The sequence below is a fragment of the Microbispora sp. NPDC046973 genome (assembly GCF_040644495.1).
Taxonomy (GTDB): Bacteria; Actinomycetota; Actinomycetes; order Streptosporangiales; family Streptosporangiaceae; genus Microbispora.
In genome coordinates this window covers 183,987-208,308 of sequence record NZ_JBEYWQ010000012.1, presented here as the reverse complement: position 1 = coordinate 208,308, position 24,322 = coordinate 183,987, and the positions used below count along the sequence as shown (strand labels likewise).

General features: G+C 72.0%; 17 protein-coding genes. 6 read left to right on the top strand and 11 right to left on the bottom strand.

Features of this window, described 5'->3' with window-relative positions; genetic code table 11:
- A complete protein-coding gene (locus ABZ860_RS23100) occupies window positions 1-627 on the top strand; it encodes an HAD family phosphatase (RefSeq protein ID WP_357223449.1) in 627 nt (208 codons plus the stop codon).
- Window positions 627-1,352, top strand: coding sequence for a VOC family protein (locus ABZ860_RS23095; protein ID WP_357223446.1), 726 nt, complete (start codon window positions 627-629; stop codon window positions 1,350-1,352). The genes ABZ860_RS23100 and ABZ860_RS23095 overlap by 1 nt, the downstream gene beginning before the upstream one ends.
- Before the next feature lie 7 nt (window positions 1,353-1,359).
- Here ABZ860_RS23095 and ABZ860_RS23090 read toward each other — a convergent pair whose 3' ends face one another.
- The 4 genes from ABZ860_RS23090 to ABZ860_RS23075 form a co-directional block, all read right to left on the bottom strand.
- Window positions 1,360-1,935, bottom strand: coding sequence for an NAD(P)H-dependent oxidoreductase (locus ABZ860_RS23090; protein WP_357223444.1), 576 nt, complete (start codon window positions 1,933-1,935; stop codon window positions 1,360-1,362).
- Between the two features lie 140 nt (window positions 1,936-2,075).
- Complete coding sequence (locus ABZ860_RS23085) at window positions 2,076-3,359, bottom strand: MFS transporter (protein ID WP_357223442.1); 1,284 nt, start codon at window positions 3,357-3,359, stop codon at window positions 2,076-2,078.
- Window positions 3,360-3,725: 366 nt separating this feature from the next.
- Window positions 3,726-4,865, bottom strand: coding sequence for an acyl-CoA dehydrogenase family protein (locus ABZ860_RS23080; RefSeq protein WP_357223439.1), 1,140 nt, complete (start codon window positions 4,863-4,865; stop codon window positions 3,726-3,728).
- A complete protein-coding gene (locus ABZ860_RS23075) occupies window positions 4,862-7,723 on the bottom strand; it encodes an indolepyruvate ferredoxin oxidoreductase family protein (protein WP_357223436.1) in 2,862 nt (953 codons plus the stop codon). Before ABZ860_RS23075 ends, ABZ860_RS23080 begins: the two co-directional genes overlap by 4 nt.
- 798 nt (window positions 7,724-8,521) lie before the next feature.
- Here ABZ860_RS23075 and ABZ860_RS23070 point away from each other — a divergent pair.
- Window positions 8,522-9,001, top strand: coding sequence for an Lrp/AsnC family transcriptional regulator (locus ABZ860_RS23070; protein WP_357223433.1), 480 nt, complete (start codon window positions 8,522-8,524; stop codon window positions 8,999-9,001).
- Here the strand turns inward: ABZ860_RS23070 and ABZ860_RS23065 are convergent.
- The 5 genes from ABZ860_RS23065 to ABZ860_RS23045 form a co-directional block, all read right to left on the bottom strand.
- Entirely contained in the window at window positions 8,976-10,514 is a 1,539-nt protein-coding gene (locus tag ABZ860_RS23065) for a protein kinase (protein ID WP_357223562.1), read from the bottom strand. The genes ABZ860_RS23070 and ABZ860_RS23065 overlap by 26 nt on opposite strands.
- A 114-nt stretch (window positions 10,515-10,628) precedes the next feature.
- A complete protein-coding gene (locus ABZ860_RS23060; protein ID WP_357223431.1) occupies window positions 10,629-12,338 on the bottom strand; it encodes a hypothetical protein in 1,710 nt (569 codons plus the stop codon).
- A 27-nt stretch (window positions 12,339-12,365) separates the two neighbouring features.
- The gene (locus ABZ860_RS23055) at window positions 12,366-13,172 is read right to left on the bottom strand and encodes a carbohydrate ABC transporter permease (RefSeq protein WP_357223428.1); all 807 of its coding nucleotides are present in this window, start codon (window positions 13,170-13,172) and stop codon (window positions 12,366-12,368) included.
- A complete protein-coding gene (locus tag ABZ860_RS23050) occupies window positions 13,169-14,152 on the bottom strand; it encodes a sugar ABC transporter permease (RefSeq protein ID WP_357223425.1) in 984 nt (327 codons plus the stop codon). The genes ABZ860_RS23055 and ABZ860_RS23050 overlap by 4 nt, the downstream gene beginning before the upstream one ends.
- A gap of 14 nt (window positions 14,153-14,166) precedes the next feature.
- Complete coding sequence (locus ABZ860_RS23045) at window positions 14,167-15,438, bottom strand: sugar ABC transporter substrate-binding protein (protein ID WP_357223423.1); 1,272 nt, start codon at window positions 15,436-15,438, stop codon at window positions 14,167-14,169.
- 399 nt (window positions 15,439-15,837) lie between these two features.
- On the opposite strand from ABZ860_RS23045, the gene ABZ860_RS23040 reads away from it, so the two are divergent.
- Entirely contained in the window at window positions 15,838-19,395 is a 3,558-nt protein-coding gene (locus ABZ860_RS23040; protein ID WP_357223420.1) for a LamG-like jellyroll fold domain-containing protein, read from the top strand.
- A gap of 82 nt (window positions 19,396-19,477) precedes the next feature.
- Here ABZ860_RS23040 and ABZ860_RS23035 read toward each other — a convergent pair whose 3' ends face one another.
- Window positions 19,478-20,056, bottom strand: coding sequence for a helix-turn-helix domain-containing protein (locus ABZ860_RS23035; RefSeq protein ID WP_357223417.1), 579 nt, complete (start codon window positions 20,054-20,056; stop codon window positions 19,478-19,480).
- Window positions 20,057-20,257: 201 nt separating this feature from the next.
- Here ABZ860_RS23035 and ABZ860_RS23030 point away from each other — a divergent pair, with 201 nt between their 5' ends.
- Complete coding sequence (locus ABZ860_RS23030) at window positions 20,258-21,691, top strand: MFS transporter (RefSeq protein ID WP_357223414.1); 1,434 nt, start codon at window positions 20,258-20,260, stop codon at window positions 21,689-21,691.
- A gap of 27 nt (window positions 21,692-21,718) precedes the next feature.
- Window positions 21,719-22,606 (top strand): oxidoreductase, encoded by an 888-nt coding sequence (locus tag ABZ860_RS23025; RefSeq protein ID WP_357223411.1) that lies wholly within the window; start codon window positions 21,719-21,721, stop codon window positions 22,604-22,606.
- Window positions 22,607-22,619: 13 nt separating this feature from the next.
- On the opposite strand, the gene ABZ860_RS23020 is transcribed toward ABZ860_RS23025, so the two are convergent.
- Window positions 22,620-24,314 (bottom strand): AMP-binding protein, encoded by a 1,695-nt coding sequence (locus tag ABZ860_RS23020; protein WP_357223408.1) that lies wholly within the window; start codon window positions 24,312-24,314, stop codon window positions 22,620-22,622.
- Between the last annotated feature and the right edge of the window lie 8 nt (window positions 24,315-24,322).

Here is a 24,322-nt window from a genome sequence, read left to right as displayed (position 1 = left end):
ATGGTGGCCAGAGCGTTCGACGCGGTGCTGTGCGACTTCGACGGCGTCCTGAAATTCCAGGATCTCGAGCAGCAGGCGGAGATCGAGCGCGCGTACGGGGTCGAACCGGGGACCGTGGCCCGGGTGACCGGCGAGTCGGCGCTGGTGGTCCCGGCCCTGACCGGGCTGGTGACCCGCGAGGAGTGGCTGGCCTCGGCCGTTCCCGTCCTCGCCGGGCTGATGGGCTCGGCCGCGCGGGCGAGCGCGCTCACCGCCGACTGGCTGGCCGCCCGCACCTGGGCGGACGAGGAGGTGCTCGCGCTGCTCACGCGGGCGCGCGCCCGCGTCCCCGTCGTGCTCGTCAGCAACGCCACCTCGGAACTGGCCGCCCACCTGCGCGAGCTGGAGCTGCACGACGCCTTCGACCACGTCGTGAGCAGTTACGACGTGGGGGTGGCCAAGCCCGACCCGCGGATCTTCCGGATCGCCGCCCGGCACGCGGGCGTGCCGCCGGAGCGTTGCCTGTTCGTCGACGACCGGGCCGAGAACGTCGACGCGGCGCGGGTGCTCGGCATGACCGGGGTCGTCTACCGCGCCCCGGCGGACCTGGAGACGGCGCTGCTCCCGCTGTTCGAGGAGGCTTTCTGATGGCGGTGCGGCGGGTGCTGGCCTTCGTGGACCGGCCACGCGAGCGGTTCGAGCAGGCGGCGGCGTTCTGGACCGCGGTCACCGGCACGCGCCTGTCCTCCCGCCGGGGCGACGACGGGGAGTTCGCCACGCTGCTGCCCGAGTCCGGCGACGCCTGCGTCAAACTCCAGGCGGTGGGCGACGGAGGCGGCGCCCATCTCGACCTGGAGGTGGACGACGTCCGGGCCGCCGTGGCCGGGGCCGAGACGCTCGGCGCGACCGTCGCCGCCGACCACGGCGACTGGGCTGTGCTGCGCTCCCCCGAGGGCAGGGACTTCTGCCTCGTGCCCGGGGAGGGGGCGGCGCGGCGGCCGCCCGTGTTCGCAGGCACCCGCCTCGACCAGGTCTGCCTCGACATCGCGCCCGACGCGTACGAGGAGGAGACGGCGTTCTGGGCGGCGCTGACCGGCTGGCCCCTCCGCCAGGGGTCGCTGCCCGAGTTCGCGGTGCTGGCGATGCCGGGGATGCCGGTGCGGATCCTCCTGCAGCGGCTCGGCCGGGGCCCCGGCCGGTCGGCCCACGTCGACCTGGCCTGCGCCGACACCGACGCCGCTCGCGCACTGCACGAGCGGCACGGCGCGGAGTTCGTGGCGCGGGGGCGGCGCTGGATCGTCATGCGCGACCCGGCCGGCGGGGTCTACTGCCTGACGGAGCGCGATCCGGAGACCGGCGCGCTGCCCGCGTGAGCGCCCGTCAGGCGGCGGGGCGCAGGTGCCGCAGCGCGGTGGCGAGCCGGGCCAGTTCGGCCACCATCGCGTCCGCCGCCGCGTTCATCGTGTCGTTCGGCTGCAGCCGGCCCTCCTCGTCGAGAAGCTGGGCGACGAAGGGGATGGAGACCGCCTCGAACACCGGCACCATCTTCAGCGTGGTGACGACCTGCTTGAGCATCTGCACCGCCCGCGTGCCCGCGGAGACGCCGCCGTAGCTGACGAACCCGACCGGCTTGTACTGCCACTCCTGGTGCAGGTAGTCGAGGGCGTTCTTCAGCACGGCGTTGAAGCCGTAGTTGTACTCCGGCGTGACGAACACGAACGCGTCGCCGCGCTCGACGGTGGCGCTCCACTCCTTGGTGTGCTGGTGGACGTACTGCCGGAGCCGGGGGTGGTTGGGCTCGTCCATGAACGGCAGACCCACCTCGGCGAGGTCGACGAGCTCGACCTCGAAGGCGTCCTGGGCCACCGCGCGCTCGTGGAACCACTCCGCGACCGGCAGCCCCGCACGGCCCGGGCGGGTGCTCGCGATGACGATCTGCAGAACAGGCTTACCCATAATTCCCCCCAAAACAGTCATAAGCGGATATAACCCGCTTAACAGTACGCTGTGATCGATGAGAACACCGACCGGGGTGTTTGGCTTCCCGCAGTCCGCTCGGCCTGCCGCTTCACAATCCGCTGCCTATCGGATGCCGGTCACGCGGTGTCGGCCTCGGACAACGCCTCGGATGTCATGGTCCGCAGGAACGGGATGATGATCAGCATGGCGGCCACGGCGAAGACCGCGAAGGCCGTCCGCATGCCGAACCACTCGGCGAGCAGGCCCACCAGTCCGGCCCCCAGCGGCATGGCGCCCCAGCTGAAGAGCCTGGCCGCGGCGTGGTAGCGGCCGAGCATGGAGCTGTCGACGAGGCGTTGGCTGATGGTGCGTGCGTTCACCGTCCACAGGATGCCGCCCATGCCGCCGAGGAAGGCGCCGGTGGCCACCACCCACAGGTCGGTGGAGAAGATCGGGGCGGCCACCATGGCCACGGTGCCGACGAGGTCGGCGAACATCGACCAGCGGCGGCCGAGCAGCCGGTTGACGCGGGTGACCGTGAGCGCGCCCACCAGGCCGCCCACGCCGAGCGCGCTGACCAGGATGCCGTACTCCCGGGCGTTGAGGTGCATGAGCGAGGTGGCGACCAGGGGCATGAGGGCGAGCCATGCCCCCCAGCACGCACACAGAACGGTCAGCGCGAGCGCCATCAGCCGCAGCACGCGCTGCCGCCACAGGAAACCGATGCCTTCCGCGATGCGCTGGTTGACCGAGCCGGTCGGCCGCCCGTCGTCCTGGCGCGGCCGGAAACGGCCGACGAGGAGGACCAGGATCAGCGTGCCGATCAGATAGCCGGCGCCGGTCCAGCCCAGCGCCACACTGATGCCGGCGGTGACCAGGAGCCCGCCCACGAAGGGCCCGCAGAACTCGTTGCACACGGTTTCCGCACCTGCCAGCCAGGCGTTCGCCCGCTCCTGCGCGGCCGGTTTGACCGCGGAGGGGACGAGCGTCGCGGCGGAGGTGAGGGCGACGACCTCGGCGACGCCCAGGACGAGACCCGCGATGTAGAGGGCGGGGAGGGTCACCGCGTCGCGCAGGGCGAGGGTCAGGAGGACGGCGACGACGAGGATCCGGGCGCCGTCGGCCAGCCACAGCAGCCGGCGGCGGTCGAAACGGTCCACCAGTACGCCCACGTGCAGTGCGATCAGCAGCCACGGCAGGCTGAGGGTGAGGCCGACCCCCGCCACCTGTGCGGGCGAATCGGTGAGCGGGATCGCCGCCAGGGGCAGGACGACCTTGGTGACGCCGTCGGCCAGGTTCGTGATGGCGGTGAACGCCACCAGGACCGCGGTGTTGCGTGTGCTGCGGTCAGGTGTGGCGGCCCGTGTCGCCTGCCGCACCGGCTCCCCGTGCGATACCCGCGCGTCGAGCACGTCATCCATATCGGTAACCCCCTAAACACGTTTGATGGTTACTATGTCATGGCGTCTCCCCGTCGTACAGTTACGATCACTTCGTCCAGGACTTCTGCTCGCCGCTGGAGCAGTCGAGCCGTCAGCGCGCGGCAGGGCTTCGATCGTCAGCCGCGACGAACACCGACCCGAACAAGCCGCTTGGCCGCCCCAACGGCTACCTCAGCAAGGCCGAGTTCACCGATAGCAGGGTCAAGGCCGACAAGGCGGGCAGTGTCGAAGTGTTCGAGGACGCGCTCAACGAGATCGTCGAATAGCTCCGGAAACGAGGCCCGGCCCCACGACGAAGAGCCCCGCTTCCCAGCACAGGGAAGCGGGGTTCGAGCGTGTCAGGAGCTATTTGGCCAAGTGCCTGCTGATGACGAGGCGCTGGATCTGGTTGGTGCCCTCGAAGATCTGCATGATCTTCGCCTCGCGCATGTAGCGCTCGACGCGGAACTCGCGCGTGTAGCCGTATCCGCCGAAGACCTGGACCGCGTCGGTGGTGACCCGCATCGCGGTGTCGGTCGCGACGAGCTTGGCGACGCTGGCCTGCCTGCTGTACGGCAGGCCCGCGTCGCGGCGGCGGGCCGCGTCGAGGTACGTCGCCCGGGCGCAGTCCACGCCCGCCGCCATGTCGGCGAGCAGGAAGCCGAGCCCCTGGTGGTCGATGATCTTCTTGCCGAACGCCTCGCGCTCCTTGGCGTACGCGACGGCCTCGTCGAGCGCGGCCTGGGCGAGACCGACGGCGCAGGCCGCGATGCCCAGCCTGCCGGAGTCGAGCGCGCCGAAGGCGATGGGCAGGCCTTGGCCCTCCGCGCCGATGAGCCGGTCGGCGTCGATCAGCACGCCGTCCCAGTGGGCGGTCGTGGTGGGGACGGCGTGCAGGCCCATCTTCTCCTCGGGACGGCCGAAGGTCAGGCCCTCGGCGGCGCCGGGGGCGAGGAAGCAGGAGACGCCGCGCGGGCCCGAGTCCGTGCGAGCGAACAGCGCGTAGAAGTCCGCCCGGCCGCCGTGGGTGATCCACGCCTTGGTGCCGGTGATCCGGTAGCCGCCCTCGGTCCTCTGGGCCTTGCAGGCCAGAGCGGCGGCGTCCGACCCGGCCTGGGGCTCCGACAGGCTGTAGCCGCCGACCAGCCGCCCGGCGAGCATGTCCGGCAGCCAGCGTTCCCGCTGCTCCGGCGTGCCGTACACCGCCAGGGGCAGGCACGACAGCGTGTGCACGCTGACCGCGACCGCGACGGCGGCCCACCGCGCGGCCAGCTCCTCGAGCACCTGGAGATACACCTCGTACGGCTGGCCGCCCCCGCCGTACTCCTCCGGGTAGGGCAGGCCGAGGAGCCCGGCGGCGCCGAGCGTGGCGAACAGCCCCTCGGGATAGGTCTCCGCGCGCTCGTGCTCGTCGACGCGGCGGGCGAGTTCCTTGTCGGCGATCTCACGGGTCAGCTCGATGAGGTCCCGGGCGTCCGGGCCGGGCAGCAGACGGTCGACGGTCACGATGACTCCTGGAGGACGGGCTCGTTCAGCTCGGCGAGAAGGGTGGCGGCGCGGTCGCGGAACTCCGCGACACGGGCGAGCTTGATGTCCTCGTACCCCCGGATCAGGTCCGGCAGGGCGGCGATCTCGGCGACGGCCGCGGCGGTCACCGGGGTGAGCCGGTCGAGCGCGCGCCTCACCAGCTCGCGGTACTCCACGACCAGCGTACGCTCCACCCGGCGGACGGCGGCGTGCCCGAACACGTCGAGCGCGGTGCCGCGCAGCACGCGGGCGGCCCGCAGCCCGCGGAACACGACGCCGGCGGACCGGCGCAGCCTGATCTTGCGCGTGACGCCCATCGCCCGCAGCAGCGGCGGGTGCAGCAGCACCGACACGACGGCGCCGGGGCCGAACTCCTGCTCGCGCCGGGCCCGCTCCACCGGGTCGAGGTGCAGCCGGGCGACCTCGTACTCGTCCTTGTACGCCATGAGCTTGTGCAGCCCCCGGGCGTACGCGAGCCCGATGCGCATCCCGGCCTCCTCCCCCGCCCGCTCGGCGGCCAGCGCCGCCACCCGGCGCACGTCCCTGGCGTACGAGCGGGCGTAGGCCGCGTTCTGATAGCCGGTCAGATCGGCGACCCGTACGGCGAGGGTCTCCTCGAGCGCTCCGGTCCCCGCGGCCTCCCGCAGGGCGGCGCCGTCGACCGCCACCGCGGGCGGCGCGGGGGGCACCGCGGCCCGGAACACGGCCTCGCGGTCGATCGCGGCGGCCCGCCCCCAGCGGAAGGCCGCCAGGTTCTGCTCCACTGCAGCCCCATTGAGGCGGATGGCCCGCTCGATCGCGTCCGCCGAGATCGGGATGCAGCCGTGCTGGTAGGCCGCGCCGACGAGCACGAGGTTGGCGGGCATGTGGTCGCCGAACAGCGCCTCCGACAGCGCTCCGGCGTCCAGGTGGAGGCCCGCCTCGGGCACGGTGGCCGACGCGATGCGGGTGATCGCGTCCTCGGCCCCGGAGAGCGCGGCGCGGCCGGTGACCATGGCGGCCGTCGGCACGATCGCGGTGTTCACGACGGCGACCGTACGCTCCGGCGAGGCGACGGCGAGGGTGTCGTCCGCGGCGGCGCCGAGCACGTCGAAGCAGACGAGGACGTCGGCGGTGCCGCGGGCGGCGCGGACCGAGCCGGTGATCGGCCGCGGGGAGATCCGCACGTCGCTGACGACGGGACCGCCCTTCTGCGCGAGCCCGGTCTGGTCCAGGCCCGCGGCGTGCAGCCCGTCGAGGTGGGCGGCCATCTGCAGGATCTGCGAAACGGTCACCACCCCCGTGCCGCCGATCCCGGGCATCCGCAGCAGCACCGAGCGCTCCGGGAAGCGCGGCGCCGGCTCGGTCAGCGCCACGGGCGGCTCGGGCACCGTACGCGAAGGCGCGGAGCGAGGCTCGACGAGCAGGAACGACGGGCAGTCGCCCTTGAGGCAGCTCAGGTCGGAGTTGCACGACGCCTGGTGGATGCGGGTCTTGCGGCCGAACTCGGTCTCGACCGGCTGCACCGACAGGCAGGTGGACGCGTCCCCGCAGTCGCCGCAGCCCTCGCACACGCGCTCGTTGACCACCACCCTGGCCGGCGCCGCCGGCAGCTTGCCGCGCTTGCGCAGCCGTCGTTCCTCGGCGGCGCAGCGGTCGTCGTGGATCAGCACGGTCACCCCCTCGACCGCGGCGAGCTCCTGCTCCGCGACCGGGAGGTCGTCGCGGTGCCGTACGGACGCGATCGGCGCCAGCCCGGCGCCCCGGTAGGTCTCCGGCTCCGGCGTGGTGACCACGATTCTGCGCACCCCTTCGGCGGCCAGCCACCGCGTCAGCGCCGGGACGTCGAGGCGGCCCTCGGCGCGCTGCCCGCCGGTCATCGCGACCGCGTCGTTGTAGAGCAGCTTGTACGTCATCGAGACGCCGGCCGCGACGGCGGCGCGCACGGCCAGCGAACCGGAGTGGTGGAAGGTGCCGTCGCCGAGGTTCTGGGTGAAGTGGCGGTCGGAGGTGAAGGGGGCCAGCCCGAACCACTGGGCGCCCTCGCCCCCCATCTGCGTCATGCCGACCTGCCTGCCGCGTCCGTTCCCGTCCAAAGCGATCATGGCATGGCAGCCGATGCCCGCGCCCACCAACGTGTCGTCGGAGGCGCGTGTGGAGGCGTTGTGCGGGCAGCCCGAGCAGAAGTACGGCGTGCGGGCGGCGACCAGGGGGAGCATGCGGCGCCTCGCCCGGGTGGAGGACGGCGCCTCCGGCTGGGCGGGCGACAGGACGGCCGCCTGCCGGGGAAGGCGGTCCGGGCCGAGGCAGGTGGCGAGCGCCCCGGCCACGTCCTCGGCCCCGAGCGCGCCGCGCGCCGTGAGCAGTTCCCTGCCGATGACGTCGGGGCGCTGCCCGGTGTCGTACAGCGCCTGCTTGAGGTGCCCCTCCAGGAACGGCACCTTGTCCTCGACCACGAGCACCCGGTCGAGCCCGGCGGTCATGGCGGCGAGGTCGTCGTACGCGACCGGGAACGGCATGGCGAGCCGGATGAGCCGCAGGCCGAGGTGGTCCATGGCGGCCTCGTCCAGGCCGAGGTCGGCCAGGGCGCGCAGGACCACGGCATAGGAGGTGCCGGAGGCGAGCAGGCCCGTCGTGGCCCGCGGCGCGTCGTGGGTCACCCGGTTGAGGCCGTGCGCGCGGGCGTACTCGCGGGCCAGGCCGAGCCTGCGGGTGAGCATGTCGTGCTCGGCCTCGAGCGAGGCCGGGCCGACCAGGGTGGGCGGCGCCCCGCGGTCGGCGCGGTCCGGCACCGGGACGCCGGACCGGATGCTCTCGCGCAGCGATCCGAGGTCGACGGTGGCGGAGGCGTCGGCCACGTCTGCGACGATCTTGAGGCCTGCCCACAGGCCGGTGGCCCGCGCAGCGCCACCGCGTGCAGCCCGAGTTCGACGACCTCCGCCACGGAACCGGGGGCGAGCAGCGGCATCGACAGGCTCTGGCACATCGGCTCGCAGGAGCTGGGCACGGTCGACGACTTGCTGCCGGGGTCGTCGCCGATCCAGGCCACCGCTCCGCCGAGCGGCGCGGTGCCGGCGAGGTTGCCGTGCCGGATCGCGTCGGCGGCCCGGTCGAGCCCCGGGTTCTTCCCGTACCAGAACCCGGTCACCCCCTCGTGCCTGCGGCCCGGCACCTGGGCGAGCAGCTGGGTGCCCGCGACCGCCGTGGCGGCGAGCTCCTCGTTGAGGCCGGGCCGGGCCACCACCCCCGCCTCCTCGAGGAACCGCGCGGCCCTCGCCATCTCCAGGTCGACCCCGCCCAGGGGCGAGCCGGGATATCCGGAGACGAAGACCCGCGTGTCCAGGCCACGGGCGGCGTCGAGGCGGCGCTGCTCCAGGGTCAGCCGCACGAGGGCCTGGACGCCCGAGATCAGCACGGTGCCGTGCTCGGCCGCGTACTTGTCGTCGAGCGAGACGGGAGGCGGGGACGCGGGCGGAGACACGGGGCGAACCTCCTGAGTTCTGGGGGTGACCCACAGCACACCAACGCCCCGGGCGTGCGCGCAAGCATCGCGCGGGAAACGACCGGCAAGACGCAAAAAGATGGCGCAGTCCGCCTTGGACGCTACTGTTCTTTGCGCTGCGCCAGCTGGACAGGCCGGGAAGAGGGAGCACGCCATGGCGGAGATCGACGACATCGACCACCGGCTGCTGCGCCTGCTGCGCGAGGACGGGCGCAGGACCTTCTCCGAGATGGCCGCCGAGATCGGCCTGTCGGTGGCCGCGGTGAAGCGGCGTTTCGACCGCCTGCGGGAGATCGGCGTCATCACGGGCTTCACGGTGCGGATCGACTACGCCAAGCTCGGCTGGGGCATCGAGGCGTTCACCGAACTGCGCTACCCCGGCACGACCCCGGTCGGCAAGATCGTCCGTACCGCGACGGACGTGCCGGAGGTGCAGGAGGTGTTCACCATCGCCGGCGACCCGGACGCGCTCATCCACGTCCGCGTCCGCGACCTCGGGCACCTCCAGCAGGTCATCGACCGGCTGCGCCGCGCCGGCGACGTGACCGGCACCAAGACCCTGCTCGTGCTCGGCTCGTGGACCCGGGACGTCGGGCCGGTCGAGGACCTCAGTCGTCGTCCTCCCGCGCGCTGAGGGCGGTGGCGTTCAGGAAGTCGACCAGCGGGCCGTCGGCGAGCTTGCCGGACTCGTGCGCCTGCCGCAGCTTGACGAGCAGGTCGCGGACGCGCCGCACGGCCTTGTCTCCCCTGCCCCGCCCCCTGGACATGTCCCTGGCCGTCTTGCTGATCGCCTCGTGGGCCTCGCGGGCCAGCCGCGGCTCGATGCCGCCCCGCCTCTCCTGCTCCTGCACGGCCCGGTCGAAGGCGGCCAGCCACTCCTGATAGCTCCGGTAGACGCGGCCCCCGGACGGCGTGGGAGACGGCTTCGGGGACGGCCTGGGGGACGGCGTCCTGGACAGCCGGGGCGCCGGACTGGGCGAGACCTTCCGCACCGGGGCGGATGACGCATCGGCGGGGGTGGCCCCCGGCGACTGTGCCGCGACCGCGGGTTCCGCCTGCCCGCCGCCGTCGGACAGGGCCGCCACCCCGATGGTGACGGCGGCGAGCCCCGCCACCGCGGCGCCGAGCCTGATGAGCGTGCGCCGCTCGGGCGACGCCCCCACGGTGCGGCCGGCAGGAACGCCGGGCGGCGGGGCGTCGAGCAGCGCCGTGTCGCCCGCACGCGCGGCGCCCGCGTAGGACGCCCGCGACGGGGGCGGGGTGGGCGGTCCCGCCTCCCACGCCGGCCTTCCGGTCACCTCCGGCGGCATCCCGGCCTCCCGCGCCGAATGCCCCGGGGAGAGGGCGACGGCCGCCAGGATCCGGCGCGCGGCCTCCGCGTCGGCGGGCCGAGCGGCGGGGTCCTTGGCCAGCAACGCCATGATCAAGCGCTCCAGCTCGGCGGGGATGCCGGGACGGTGCCGGCTGGGCGGCACCGGGGCCTGGTGGATGTGCTGATACACCAGCTCCGGGGCCGACCCGGTGAACGGCGGGTGCCCGCACAGCAGCTCGTAGCAGACGCACCCCAGCGCGTAGAGATCGCAGGCGGGCCCGCCGCCCCTGCCGTCGATCTGCTCCGGAGCCAGGTAGGCGGCGGTGCCGACGACGGTGCCCACCATGGTGAGCCGCGCCGCCTCGGTCGCCACCTGGGCGACGCCGAAGTCGACCACCTTGAGCACGCCGCTCGATGTGAGGTGCAGGTTGGCGGGTTTGACGTCACGGTGCACGACCCCGGCGCGGTGCGCGGCGTCCAGGCCCGCGGCCGCCTGGCTCATGAGGTGGCACGCCTCCGCCACGCCGTAGCGGCCCCGGTCGAGCAGCTCGGCGGCCAGGCTGCGACCGGTGAGCAGCTCCATCACCAGGTAGGGCCGCGCGTCCTGCTCGCCCACGTCGAGCACCGTCACCACGTTCGGATGGACGACGCGGGCGGAGGCCCGGGCCTCGCGGGCGAAGCGCTCCCGCGAGGCGACCCCGGCGACCTGCGGCGTGAGGATCTTCACCGCCACGGGCCGGTGCGCCCGCAGGTCCCGGCCCCGCCAGACCTCGCCCATCCCGCCCTGGCCGATCAGCTCCTCAAGCTCGTAACGACCGCCGAGCGTGGACGGCATCACGTCCCGCACCTCCCCCTGGCCACTCGCGCCCGATGATCGGGAGCCAACCTATCCTCTCGGGAAGGCCGGGCGGGAACGGGCGGACTGCTTCGAACCGGTTCGACAGCAGCGCTACGCAGGCGTCCGCGGTCGGATCGAAGCCGCCGTGCCCGCCGTCCGTGCCCGCCGTTCGGCGGCGGCGGCGAGGATGAGGTAGGCACTGGCCGTCCAGGTGTAGGCGCGGTCGCGCAGCCCCTCGCCGGTGCGCGCGTCGAAGTTCTCCGCGAAGCCGGACCGCTCGCACAGCCCCCGGAAGCGGGCGCTGATCTCGTCGGCCAGCCCGACGTGGCCGGCGCGGCGCAGGCCGTCCTCGATGAGCACGGTCGAAGGGGCCCAGATGGGTCCCCGCCAGTAGCCGTCGTCCTGGTAGTGCTCGGACGCGGGGTGCTCGGTGGCGGGCCCGAACGCGGTCAGGTGCGAGGCGATGCGTGCGGCGAGCGCCGTGTGCACCGGCTCGGGGAGCTCGTCGCCGAGCACGATGGGCATGAGGTCGAGCAGGCTGGAGCTCGACCAGGTGCGCCCCGAGTGCGCGCCGCGGGCGACGAACCGGTCCCCCGTCCACAGCTCGGCGAGCAGCGCGTCGCGCATCCGGTCGGCGGCGCCGGACCAGTGGGCCGCCGCGGCCGGGTCCGGGGCCCGGCGGGCCAGCTCACGCATCTGCAGGACGAGGAAGGCGGCCAGGTCGGCGGTCTCCACGACGCGTTCGGGGTCGAAGGTGGTGGCGTTGTCCCAGCCGCTGTCGTTGCCGTGCTGGTAGTGCGGCAGTTCGCGGCCGGGGACGCGCCGCGCCGTGAGCCAGAAGGTCGTCCAGCGTTCCAGCAGCCGGTAGACCTCCTCCGGCTCGGCCGCCTCCGGGAGGCGGTGCAGGGCCCAGCCGTGGATGGGCGGCTTGACGAAGTTGTAGAGGATCTCCGAATGGGTGACGGAGTCGGGCAGCGCGCCCGCGTCGTCCTGGTGGTCGAAGGGCAGCCGGAACTGGTCCCATGCGAGGCCGGGCAGGCCGTCGGAGAGGGCCATGGCGTTGAAGCAGTGGTCCCAGCTCCACACCTTGTCCATCCAGTGCTTGGACATCAGCACGGCGGGCCGGGCGACGAACCCGGCCGGGCGTACGGTCGCCGACCACAGGACGTAGGCGGCCAGCTCGGCCGCGGGCGTCCGGTCGCTGCGCCAGGGCGCGACCGCCGCGGTGAACGCGTCGAACTCGGCCCGGGCCGCCTTGGCCACCTCCTCGAAGGCGTCCGTGGGCGTGTAGGGGGCGCGAGCGGTCTCGTACTCCTCGACGGCGATCTCCCACTCGCCGCTCAGGACGACGCCCCGTTCCGCGGTGCCGAGCGCCTGCGCGCCCCGCGCCTCGGCCCGCCCGTCGAGCACCGTGATCCGGTAGCGGCGGCCGGTCTGGTAGACGGTGAAGACGAACGATCCGTCCGCCGGATCCTGGTAGAAGTACGGACCGCTGAACGGCGTCAGGACGGGGTCGGCGGCAAGGAGGTTCAGCCCGAGGCCCCGGCCGCGCAGCCGCACCGTGTCGGCGTTCTCGTACGCGAGCTCGATCCGGCCGTCCGCGCCGCTCCAGGTGAGCTGGTGGGGCGTGGCGGTGACGTCGCTCTCGGCGGACGGCGCCAGCCGCAGGATCGGATGCATGCCGGTCTGGTGGGAGACCAGATGCACGTCCCGCGCGTAGGTCTTCTGGGCGACCACCGGCGAGAAGCCGAACCAGGAGCCGCGGTAGCTGAACGGGATTTCCCGCAGGGAGAACACCGGGCCCGAAGCGGCGACGGTCATGAAGAGGGGGTCCCTTCTCGAAAAGGCTCAGTCTTTGACGGCGCCGGCGGTGACGCCTGCGGCGACGTAACGCTGGGCGACGATGAGCAGAACGGTGGCGGGGATGGATGCGACCACGGCGGTGGCCATGATGGCGTTCCACTCCTGGTTGTTGTTGCCGATGTAGTGGTAGATCCCCAGCGTGATCGGCTGATGGGCGCCACCCTGGTCGAGGGTGGAGGCGAAGACGAAGTCCGACCAGGCCCACAGGAACGCGAACAGCGACACCGTGATGAGCGAATTACGGGAGACCGGCAGCACGATCGAGACGAACGCGCGCATCACCCCGGCGCCGTCCACCCGGGCCGCCTGCAGCAACTCCTCGGGGATGCCGGACATGAACGTGGTGAGGATCAGCACGGCGAACGGCACCGCGAGGGTGGAGTCGGCCACGATCAGCCCGGGGACGGTGTTGAGCACGCCCGTGGTGAGGAAGATGGCGTAGAAGCCCATCGCCATGATGATTCCCGGGATCATCTGCGCGATCAGCAGCACGAAGCTCAGCACGCCGCCGCCGCGCGGGCGCAGCTTGGCCAGCGAGTACGCGGCGGGAGCCGCGACCAGCAGGGTCAGCACGACGGTGCCCAGCCCGACGACCAGGCTCACCCCCAGGTAGGGCAGCTGCCGCTCCAGCACCGCCCGGTAGCCGTCCAGCGTGCCGTGGACGGGGAACCAGTAGGGCGGCGACTTGCGCATGTCCTGGTCCCGCGTGAACGACACGTTCACCATCCAGTAGACCGGGAACAGCATCACGGCCGTCAGCGCCAGCCCGACGGCGGTCTTGAGCCGCCTCATGACACGGCCTGCCGTCGTTGCACGCGGATGTAGACGAGCCCGAAGGCGAGCGCCATGAGGATCAGCAGGTTGCCCACCGCCGCGCCGGGGCCGAAGGACGGCACGAGGTTGCCGAAGCCGAGCCGGTAGGACCAGGTGGCGAACGTGGTGGAGGAACCGCTCGGGCCGCCCTTGGTCATGATCCAGATGATGTCGAACACCTTGAGCGTGTAGACCAGCCCCAGCAGGACGGTGATCGCCGACACGGGCCGCAGCAGCGGGAAGGTCACCCGCCAGAACCGCTGCCAGGCGCCGGCCCCGTCCAGCGCCGCCGCCTCGTACACGGCCGAGGGGATCGCCTGCAGGCCGCTGTAGAGCACGACCAGGTTGAACGGGATGCCGATCCAGACGTTGGCGATGGTCACCGACCACAGCGACCAGTCGGGGGAGGTCAGCCAGTTGACCGGGCCGAGGCCGACCCAGCTCAGGGCGGCGTTGACCACGCCGGAGTCGCTGTTGAGCATCCACGACCAGGTCGAGGCGGACACGATCAGCGGCAGCAGCCACGGCACCAGGAACAGCGCGCGCAGCGTGGCGGACAGCCGGAAGTTGCGGCTGAAGAACACGGCCAGGGCGAGCCCGATGGCGAACTGGAAGGCCAGCGACACCACCGTGAACACGATGGTGTGCCACAGCGCCGGCGCGAAGGTGGCGTCGGCGAACACCTTGGCGTAGTTGGCGAAGCCGGCGAACGGCGCGTCCCCCTGCACGAACGAGCGCACCGTGTAGTTGCGCAGGCTCAGCTCGACGTTGCGATACAGCGGGTAGGCGTAGAAGACCAGCAGGTAGACGACGACGGGGGCGAGGAACGCCCACGCCGCCCACTGCCCTGTCGCCCGCTGTCCCTGCGCCCGCTTCCCCGGCCGGGTGCGTGCCGCCCGGCGCTCCCGCCCCTGAGCGGGGACGGAGGCGCGGGCGGCACCCACCGGCGATCGCGTCACTCGGCTCATGCTCATTACTGGGTCGCGCTCGCCGCCGCCGACTGCGCCGCCGCCATCGCCTCCTGCGGAGCCTTGGAACCGCTCAGCGCCGCCTGCACGGCGCCCCACATCGGCTCGGAAATCTTCGGGTACTTCGTGCCGAGGTTGTCGCTGGTGCGGCCCTTGGCCGCCTTGACCGCCGCCACCCACACCTCGAGCTCCGGGTTCGCGGCGACCTGCTTGCCCTGCACCGCTTCCGTCGGCGCGATGTACGACAGCGTGGTCGTGGTCGCCAGGGAGTTGTCGGTGCTGGTCAGACAGCTCACGAGCTTCTGGGAGGTGGCGTAGCGTGCGGTGTCCGACTGCACCGGGATGCTGACGAACTCGCCGCCGGTCGGGGCGGGCGCGGTGCCGCCGCCCTTGGCGGGGATCGGGATGATGCCGTAGTCGAAGCCGGTCTTCTTGGCGTTGGCGAGCTGCCAGGTGCCGTTCTCCGCGAAGGCGTAGTCGCCGCCGGCGAACTCCTGCCAGCTCGTGGTCTGGGTGTTGTTGATGACCGAGTTGGGCGCGTAGCCCTTCTTGAGCCAGTCGGCCCACAGGGCCACCGCCGAGACGCCTTCGGGCGAGTCCAGCTTGGTGAGGTTCGCGCCGGAGCCCCAGAACCAGGGCAGGAACTGGAAGCTGCCCTCCTCGGTGCCGATCGCCGAGAACGTGATGCCCTTCTTGCCCGCCGCCTTCACCTTCTCCAGGGCGGCGGTCAGCGACGCCCAGTCCTTCACCGCGGCCGCGTCGACCCCGGCCTTCTTCAGCACCTCCTTGTTGTAGTAGAGCGCGAGCGTGTTCGCCCCGATCGGGACCCCGTACGTCTTGCCGCCGGCCTGGCCGGCCGCGAGCAGGTTCGGCGCGATCGAGGAGACGTCGAGCTTGTTCTCCTCGGTCGTCGTCAGCACGCCGGCCTCGGCCAGCGTCGAGACCACGGGGTTGTCCACGATCAGGACGTCCGGCGAGTTGCCCTGCTGGGCGGCCAGCAGCGCCTTGTTCGTCAGGTCACTGGTGTCGTAGCCGGTCCGCTCGACCTTCACCCCCGCCTGGGTGCCGCACGACTCCAGCAGCTTCACCCAGTCGGAGCTCTTGTCGTACTGGGGGTACGGATCCCAGATCGTGTAGGTCCCGCTTCCGGCGGCCTGGCTCGGGCTCGCCGAGCCGGCGCCGTCCGACGGTGACGAGCAGGCGGCGAGCCCGGCGGCGGCCGCGAGGACCGCCGCACCCATCCCGGCCGCACGCCGGCCGCTTGACCCTGGTCTCATTGACGTGACCTCCACTGACAGCGTTACGCGCCTGTATCCGATCCGAGTCTTTCGATCCGAGTCTTTTCGATCGGGGTCGAACCGATTCGGCGAATCGGTTCGCTGACGATAGGCCCGGTCCCTCGCACTCGTCAATGGGATTCGCGGCACGATTTGCAGAGACATCTGCAGTGTCCGCCGTGACAGCGAGATGACGATGACGTGCCGGGCGGGTTTCCAGTCCTTGACCATCTCGCAGCAGCCCGCTTATCGTCCAGTCGAATCGATTCGCCGAATCGATTCGACTCTCGAGTCCACTACACCCCTCACTCCCCCCGATTGGGACAGCGCATGGCCGTACCCTTGTCCGGGCGAGCACGCAGGCTCGTGCCTCACGCCGTTCTCGCCTCCGCCCTCACGATGACCGCGATCCCTCTCGCCGCCTTACCGGCACTCGGCGCCGCCGCACCGGCACTCGTCCTCCACTACGACTTCGAAGGCGACCTGTCGAGCGGCGTCGTCGAGGACCGCTCCCCGTCCGGTCTCGACGGAGCCCTGGCCAACCCCGGCGCGGCCAAGGCCGCCGCGGGTCCCGACGGCAGCCAGGCCCTCTCGCTGCCCGGCGGGCCGACCGGCTCGGCGACCGCCCCCTACGTGACGATCCCGAACGGCCTGTTCCGCGACCGCCACGCCATGACGGTCTCCACCTGGCTGAAGTGGGCGGGCGGCGCCGACTTCCAGTGGGTCTACAACCTCGGCAGGGACGCGGGGACCGCCACCTTCGTCACCCCGTCCTACGCCGGCGACGCCACCACGAGATCGTCCATCAAGCCGGTCAACGGCAGCGCCGAGGTGGGGGTGCCGGGCGCGCAGAAGCTGCCGACCGGTCAGTGGGTCAATCTCGTCACCACGATCGACGGCAGGACCCTCACCTACTACGTGAACGGCGTGGCCATCGGCAGCGCCACCGCCCAGATCGACCTGGCCGCGGTGATGCACTCCGACCGCAACAGCACCTCCGGCTTCCTGGGCAAGGCGTTCTGGGGTGGGCACCCCTTCCTCGCCGGCGACCTTGACGACTTCCGCGTCTACGACGCCGCCATGGACGCCGAGCAGGTCGCGGAGCTCGCCGGAGACCACAAGGCGACTCTCACCAAGGTCGAGCAGACCTCCTTCGAGATCACCACCTACCCGGGCACCGCGCCCGCACTGCCCGCGACCGTCGACGCGCAGTTCTCCGACGGCATCCGCCGGGGCGTGCCGGTCACCTGGGAGGCGGTCGACCCGGCCGATTACGCCAAACCGGGCCGGTTCACCGTCAAGGGCACCGCGTACGGGACCACGGTCGAGGCCACGGTCAAGGTCGTCGCGAACGACCTGACCATCGACCTCGGCACCGAGACCGGCGCCTTCCACGGCGGCGCGTCGGGCACCCTGTACGGCGTGTACGGCGAGGGCGTGCCGACCTCCAACCTCCTCGAGGGCATGCGGCTGCGCACGGTCGCGACGAAGGCCCAGGACGGCCCGCAGCACCCCGGCGCCGACGCGCTGGAGGTGGTCAAGCCGCTGGCCGACAGCACCGGCGGCGACGTGTACATCTACATGACCGACATCTACCGGGGCTTCCCCTACCAGTGGCCGGGCGACACGCCGGAGGCCAGGCTGAACGACTTCAAGGCCAAGATCGCCAAGCAGGTCGACCAGGTCCGCGCGCTCGACCCGAAATATCAGGACCACATCGTCTTCGTGCCGTTCAACGAGCCCGAGGGCAACATGTTCGGCACCGGCGCATGGAGCTACAACAAGATCAGTTGGCTGAGCGACCCCCAGTACTACTTCAGGGCCTGGGACGAGGTCAACGCCCTGATCAAGGGCAAGATGCCGAAGGCCAGGATCGCCGGCCCCAACACCAGCGTCCTGTACGACCAGGTGCAGGGCTTCCTGCGGCACGCCGTGCAGGCGGGGACGGTTCCCGAGGTCATGACCTGGCACGAGCTGGGCGACCCGGCCCGCATCCGCACCAACGTGGCGAAGTACCGCCAGTGGGAGCAGGCCATCTTCACGGGCACTCCGTATGAGGGCAGGCAACTCCCGATCAACCTCGACGAGTACGCCTTCAACTACCACACCTCGGTGCCCGGCCAGATGGTCCAGTGGGCCTCGGCCATCGAGGAGTCGAAGGTCGACGCCGACATCGCGTACTGGAACATCGACGGCAATCTGTCCGACTCGGCGGTGCAGGCGAACCGCGGCAACGGCCAGTGGTGGCTGCTGCACGCCTACGGCCAGATGACCGGCAACACCGTCAAGGTCACCCCGCCGCGGCCGAACGTCAGCTACACGCTGCAGGGCGTCGCGACGCTCGACAAGGCCAAGGCGCAGGCCCGCGCGCTGTTCGGCGGGGCGTCCGGTCTCGTCGGCATCCACTTCGACGACGTCGACACCGCGCTGTTCGGCAGCACGGTGCACGCCCTGGTCCAGGAGATCCCGTGGACCGGCCAGATCGGCGACTCCGCGCAGCCCCGCGTCGTCGCCGAGCTGAACCAGAAGGTCACGGACGGCACGGTGACCTTCGAGTTCGGGTCCGCGCTGCCCGCGTTGAAGGAGTCGTCGGCCTACCAGATCATCCTCACCCCCGGCGAGCACGCCGCCTCCGGCACCCCGGCGACCACGCTCTGGCAGGCCACGTACGAGGCGGAGGACGCCGGCCACACCGGCGCGGGGTACAGCCGCAACGGCCCCGAGGGCACCCCGTCCGACGTCGGCAAGTTCTACACCTCCGGCGGCTACGACGTCGGCGGGCTGCGCACCGGCTCCGACGTCACGCTGAACTTCACGGTGTCGGTCCCGCAGGACGGCACGTACGACCTGTCGGTCTTCGCGAACTCGCTGAACACCTACAGCGGGGTTCAGGAGCAGGGCCCCACCAACGTTTTTCTCCGGGTCGACGGCAAGGATGAGCGGGAGCTCCACCTTCCGCTCGCCTACAAGTGGGTGGTCTGGGACCACACCGACACGAAGGTCACGCTGTCCAAGGGCGACCACACGATCACCCTGGCCGCCAGGAGCCTTGACGGCACCCGCGCCACCAAGGGGGACGCGATCGTCGACAAGATCGACCTCTCCCTCGCCAACCCGGCCGCGAGCGAGGCGATCTACGAGGCCGAGTACGCCACGCTCGACGGCGCGCGCACCGGCTACAGCGAGAAAAAGGTGTCCGGCTCCGGCGTGGCCGACCTGCGCAAGGGACAGTCGGCCACGTTCTGGGTCTACTCGCCCGGCGACGGCGAGTCCACGTTGGGCGTCGACCTGCGCGGCGGCGGCAAGGGCACGCTGACCGTCAACGGGCAGGACATCGCCGAGCCGTCCGGATCTTCCCAGATCAAGGCGTTCCTGTCCGGCGGCGTCAACAAGATCACATACACCGCCCGGACGGGCAGGGTGCGGCTGGACCGGCTGCGGGCCGAGAAGACCGAGGGCGCGCTCACGCAGACCTGGTATGAGGCCGAGTCCGCCCACGTCGCCGGCGCCGCCAAGGTGGCCGCCTATCCGCTGGCGAGCGGCGGGAAGGCCGTCACCGACATCGGCGGCGCCCCCGGCGACGCCGGCACGCTGACCTTCGACGTCACCGCTCCCAGGAACGGGACGTACGCACTGACGGTTCGCTATTCCAACCCCGAACAGTCCCCCGCGTCCCACTACAACCCCGACCCGCTGGCCCGCCACGCCGAGATCTCCGTCAACGGCGCCACACCGCGGCGGGCCTGGTTCCCCCACTCGTTCCACGCCGACAACTTCTGGGAGCTGACCATCCCCGTCCCGCTCAGGAAGGGAGCCAACACCGTCGCCTTCGCCTCGCGAGAACTGCCGAACTTCGACGGCGACACCTACATCTCCGAGACCTTCCCGGACATCCTGCTCCGATCGAAGTACGCCCCGATCATCGACAAGATCGCGGTGACGCCCCTCGCCGGGTAAGCCGATCCGCACGTAACAGGCCGGGCACATCAGCCGGGCGGGGCCGTCGGCCCCGCCCGGCTTCCTGCTTTTCCCCCAGAGTTCAGGCCGGGCGGGCCCGGACGCCGTCGAGGGCCATGCGCAGCACCCGCTCACGCTGGTCGTCGTCGACGAACCCGCCCCCGGTGATGCCGGAGATCATCCGCAGGACGTCGTCGAAGGTCACGTCGCCGCGGACCTCCCCGGCCTCCCTCGCCCGGTCGAACAGCGGCTCCCCCGCCGCATACATCGCGGTCCGGCTCGACCGCATCATCTCCGAGTCGCGGTTGAGCGCCTCGTAGATGGCCCGTTTGGTGGCCGCGTAGTCCACGAACCGGCGCAGCCATGCGGCCAGGGCCTCCCACGGCGGCAGGTCCGCGACCTGCCCCGCGGCGCCGCACAGTTCGTCGATCTCGTCCAGGTAAACGCTGTCGAACAGGTCCTGCCGCGTCGGGAAGTTGCGGTAGAGCGTGCCGATGCCGACACCGGCGCGCCGGGCGATGTCCTCGAGCGAGGCCGCCGTGCCGTGTTCGGCGAACGCCTCCCGCGCGGCCGCGAGCAGCGCGTCGAAGTTGCGCCGGGCGTCGGCGCGCTGGGGGCGTCGCACCCTCGTCCGGGGGCCTTCGGCCGCCTTCTCCTTCACCGGTCTCCTCCCGAGGTTGAACCGGAGGCATACCTCCGCTAATGTGGAGGCACGCCTCGACTTTAGCAGGCGGGCGATCGCGTTCGCGTCTTCCCTGTCGACACCGCCCTGATCGTCGTCTTCGTTTCACGCCGTCCCGTGGCCGGGGCGGCGTCACCGGCGCGCCTCGTCGCGCGGGTTCCTCCTGTCGAAGGATGTCCGATGTCACGCACCACCTCGCCGCAACGGCTGACCTTCCTCGCGCTGGCAGCCGCCACGGCCTCGTTCTCCATGCTGCAGTCCCTGGTCAGCCCCGTGCTGTCCACCATCCAGCACGACCTGCACACCGGGCAGAGCACGGTGACCTGGGTGCTCACCGCCTGGCTGCTGTCCGCGTCCGTCGCCACGCCGCTGATGGGCCGCATCGCCGACATGATCGGCAAGGATCGCACGCTGCTCGTCGCCCTGGCCGCCATCGCGCTCGGCTGCCTGGTCGCCGCCATCGCCCCCAACGTCGGGGTGCTGATCGTCGGCCGGGTCGTCCAAGGGCTCGGCGGGGCCGTGTTCCCCGTGTCGTTCGGGATCGTGCGCGACGAGTTTCCCGCCGCCCGGGTGCCCTCGGTGGTCGGCATCCTGTCGGCCGTCATCGCCGTCGGCGGCGGCGTCGGAATCGTGCTCGCCGGGCCGATCGTCGACGCCCTCGGCTGGCGCTGGCTGTTCTGGATCCCAGCGATCATCGTCGTCGCCACCGCGTTCCTGGCCTACCGCAACGTTCCCCGATCCCCGGTGCGCACGCCGGGCCGGGTCAACTGGGCGGCCGCGGCGCTGCTGTCCGGATGGCTGGTGGCGCTGCTGGTCCCGCTCAGCGAGGCGTCCGCCTGGGGCTGGGGTTCGGCCGCCGTCGTCGCTCCGCTCGCGGGCGCCGCGGTGCTGTTCGCCGCGTGGATCACGGTCGAGCTGCGCTCGCGCGACCCTCTGATCGACATGCGCATGATGCGGCTTCCGGCCGTGTGGACGACCAACCTGGTGGCGCTGCTGTTCGGCGCCGGCATGTTCGCCTCGTACGCCTTCCTGCCGCAGTTCATGCAGATGCCGGCGGCCGTGACGGGCTACGGCTTCGGATCGAGCGTGACCGAGGCCGGGCTGCTGATGCTGCCCATGCTCGTCACGATGGCCGTCGCCGGGACGGTGAGCGGCCCGCTCTCCCGCGTCGCCGGGGTCAAGGCCCAGCTCGTGTGGGGATGCGCGCTCGGCGCGCTGTCGAGCGCCGGCGTCGCCCTCTGGCACGACCGGCCCTGGCAGCTCGCCGTCGCGACCGCCGTGTTCGGGCTCGGTCTCGGCCTGGCCTACGCCTCGATGACCAACCTGATCGTGCAGAGCGTGCCGGCCGGCCAGACCGCCGTCGCCGGCGGAATGAACACCAACATCCGCACCATCGGCGGCTCCATCGGCACCGCCGTGATCAGCTCCGTGATCACCGGACACCTGCGTCCCGACGGCCTGCCGTACGAGTCGGGCTTCACCACCGCCTTCCTGGTGCTGGCCGTGACGCTGGCGGCCACCGTCGCCGTGGCCCTGCTGGTCCCGGGTGCGCGCCGCCGCACGGCGCCCGCCGCCGAGGCGGCCGCGCGGGTCCCGGCGGGCGCGGCGCGCTGAGACTCGACTGAAAGGAAACGACACATCATGCAGAGGACATGGCTCATCACCGGCGCGTCCCGTGGTCTGGGACACGCGCTGGCCCGGGAGGTGCTCGAACGCGGCGACCGCCTCGTGGCCGGCGCCCGCCGGCCGGAACGGCTGGACGACCTCGTCCGGGCCCACGGCGACCGGGCGCGCGCCGTCGCGCTGGACGTCACCGACCCCGAGGCGGCGCAGCGGGCCGTACGGCTGGCCGTCGAGGAGTTCGGATCGCTGGACGTGCTGGTGAACAACGCGGGGTTCGCGAACTCCTCGCCCATCGAGGAGACCTCCGACGAGGACTTCCGGGCGCAGTTCGAGACCAACCTGTTCGGCGTCGTCACCATGACCAGGGCCGCGTTGCCGGTGCTGCGCGCGCGGCGGTCGGGTCACATCCTGCAGATCGGCTCCGTGGGCGGCCGGGTCGGGGGCACTCCGGGGCTCGGCGCCTACCAGGCGGCCAAGTTCGCCGTCGAGGGGTTCTCGGAGGTGCTGAACAGCGAGGTCCGGCCGCTCGGGATCACCGTGGTGATCGTCGAACCCGGCGGGTTCCGTACGGACTGGGGCGGCTCGTCGATGCGCATCCCGCCGGTGGGGGCGGACTACGAGCAGACCGTCGGCCGGGTCAACGCCTACCGGCGCGCGGTGGACGGCGCCCAGCCGGGCGATCCCCGGCGGGCGGCCAGGGTGATCGCCGGGCTGGTCGACGTGGACGACCCGCCGCTGCGGCTGCTGCTCGGCTCCGACGCGCTGCGCATGGCCGAGCAGGCGTCCCGCTCCCGCATAGCCGAGGCGGAGCGCTGGGCCGCCGTCAGCCGGTCGACCGACTTCGACGGCGTCGTGGGGCTGACCGAGGAGCCGGTCGCCCGTCTCCTCGCGCACGGCGCGCGGTGACGGTCCGGCCGGGTCAGGCGCGCAGCTCGGGGAACTGGTCGTCCCGCCACTCGCCGGACGGCGGGGCGCCGGCCTGCGCGGCGTCGCTCTCCCTGGCCCGCAGCTCGACCCGGCGGATCTTCCCCGAGATGGTCTTGGGCAGCTCGGCGAACTCCAGCCGGCGCACCCGCTGGTAGGGCGCGAGCCTCTCGCGGGCGTGCCGCAGGATGGCCGCGGCGGTCTCCCTGTTCGGCTCCCAGCCCGCGGCCGGCACCACGTACGCCTTCGGGACGGCGAGGCGGATCGGGTCGGGGGCGGGCACGACCGCCGCCTCCGCGACGGCGGGATGCTCGATGAGCACGCTCTCCAGCTCGAACGGTGAGATTTTGTAGTCGGACGCCTTGAACACGTCGTCGGTGCGTCCCACGAACGTGATCGAGCCGTCGGCGTCCCTGACCGCGACGTCGCCGGTGTGGTAGAGGCCCTCGGACATGGCCCCCTCCTCACCGTCCAGGTAGCCGGTCATCAGGTTGACCGGGCGGGCGGCGAGGTCGAGGCAGATCTCCCCCTCGTCCGCCGGCCGGCCGGTCACCGGATCGACGACGACGACCGGGACGCCGGGAAGGGGGCGGCCCATCGAACCGGCCTTCACGGGCGCGCCGGGCGTGTTGGCGATCAACGCGGTCGTCTCGGTCTGGCCGTACCCGTCGCGGACGGTCAGCCCCCACGCCCGCTCCACCTGGGCGATGACCTCGGGGTTCAGCGGCTCCCCCGCGGCGACCGCCTCGCGCAGGCTGCCCGGGCCGCCGCCCAGGTCGGCCTGGATGAGCATCCGCCAGACCGTGGGCGGCGCGCAGAACGTGGTGACCCCGGCGCGGCGGATCTGCCCGAGCAGGGCGGCGGCGTCGAAGCGGGAGTAGTTGTGCACGAACACGGTCGCCTCGGCGTTCCAGGGCGCGAAGAAGCAGCTCCAGGCGTGCTTGGCCCAGCCGGGCGAGCTGATGTTGAGGTGGACGTCGCCCGGCCGCACCCCGATGAAGTACATCGTCGTCAGGTGCCCCACCGGATAGGACACCTGCGTGTGCCGGACGAGCTTGGGCCTGCTCGTCGTGCCGGAGGTGAAGTACAGCAGGAGCGGGTCGCCGGGAGAGGTCCGGGCCTCGAACGGCTCGGGTTCCGCCACCGTGTAGGCGTCGGTGTAGCGCAGCCAGCCCTCGGTCTCGCCCACGCACACGCGGCCGTACTCCCCCGGGACTCCGTCGAACTTGTGCGTGTCGGCCGCGTTGGCGATGACGTGCCGGACACGACCTCGCGCCACGCGGTCGGCGAGGTCCGCCGCGCCCAGGGCGGTGGTCGCCGGCATGATCACCGCGCCGAGCTTCATCACGGCCAGCATCGACTCCCACAGCTCGACCTGGTTGCCGAGCATCAGCAGCACGTGGTCGCCCTTGCCGACCCCCTGGGCGGCCAGCCAGGCCGCCACCTGGTCGGAGCGGCGGGCCATCTCGTCGAAGGAGTAGCGCCGCTCGGATCCGTCCTCCTCCACGATCCACAGCGCCGTACGGGGGTTGCCCCGGGCGATCGCGTCGAACCAGTCCGTGGCCCAGTTGAACCTGTCGCCGAAGACCGGCCAGGCGAACTCGCGTGCCGCCCGCTCGGGCTCCTCCCTCAGGCGGAGCAGCAGGTCGCGGGCTTCCCGGAAGACATGGGTGCTGGTCGTCTCGCTCACGGTGACTC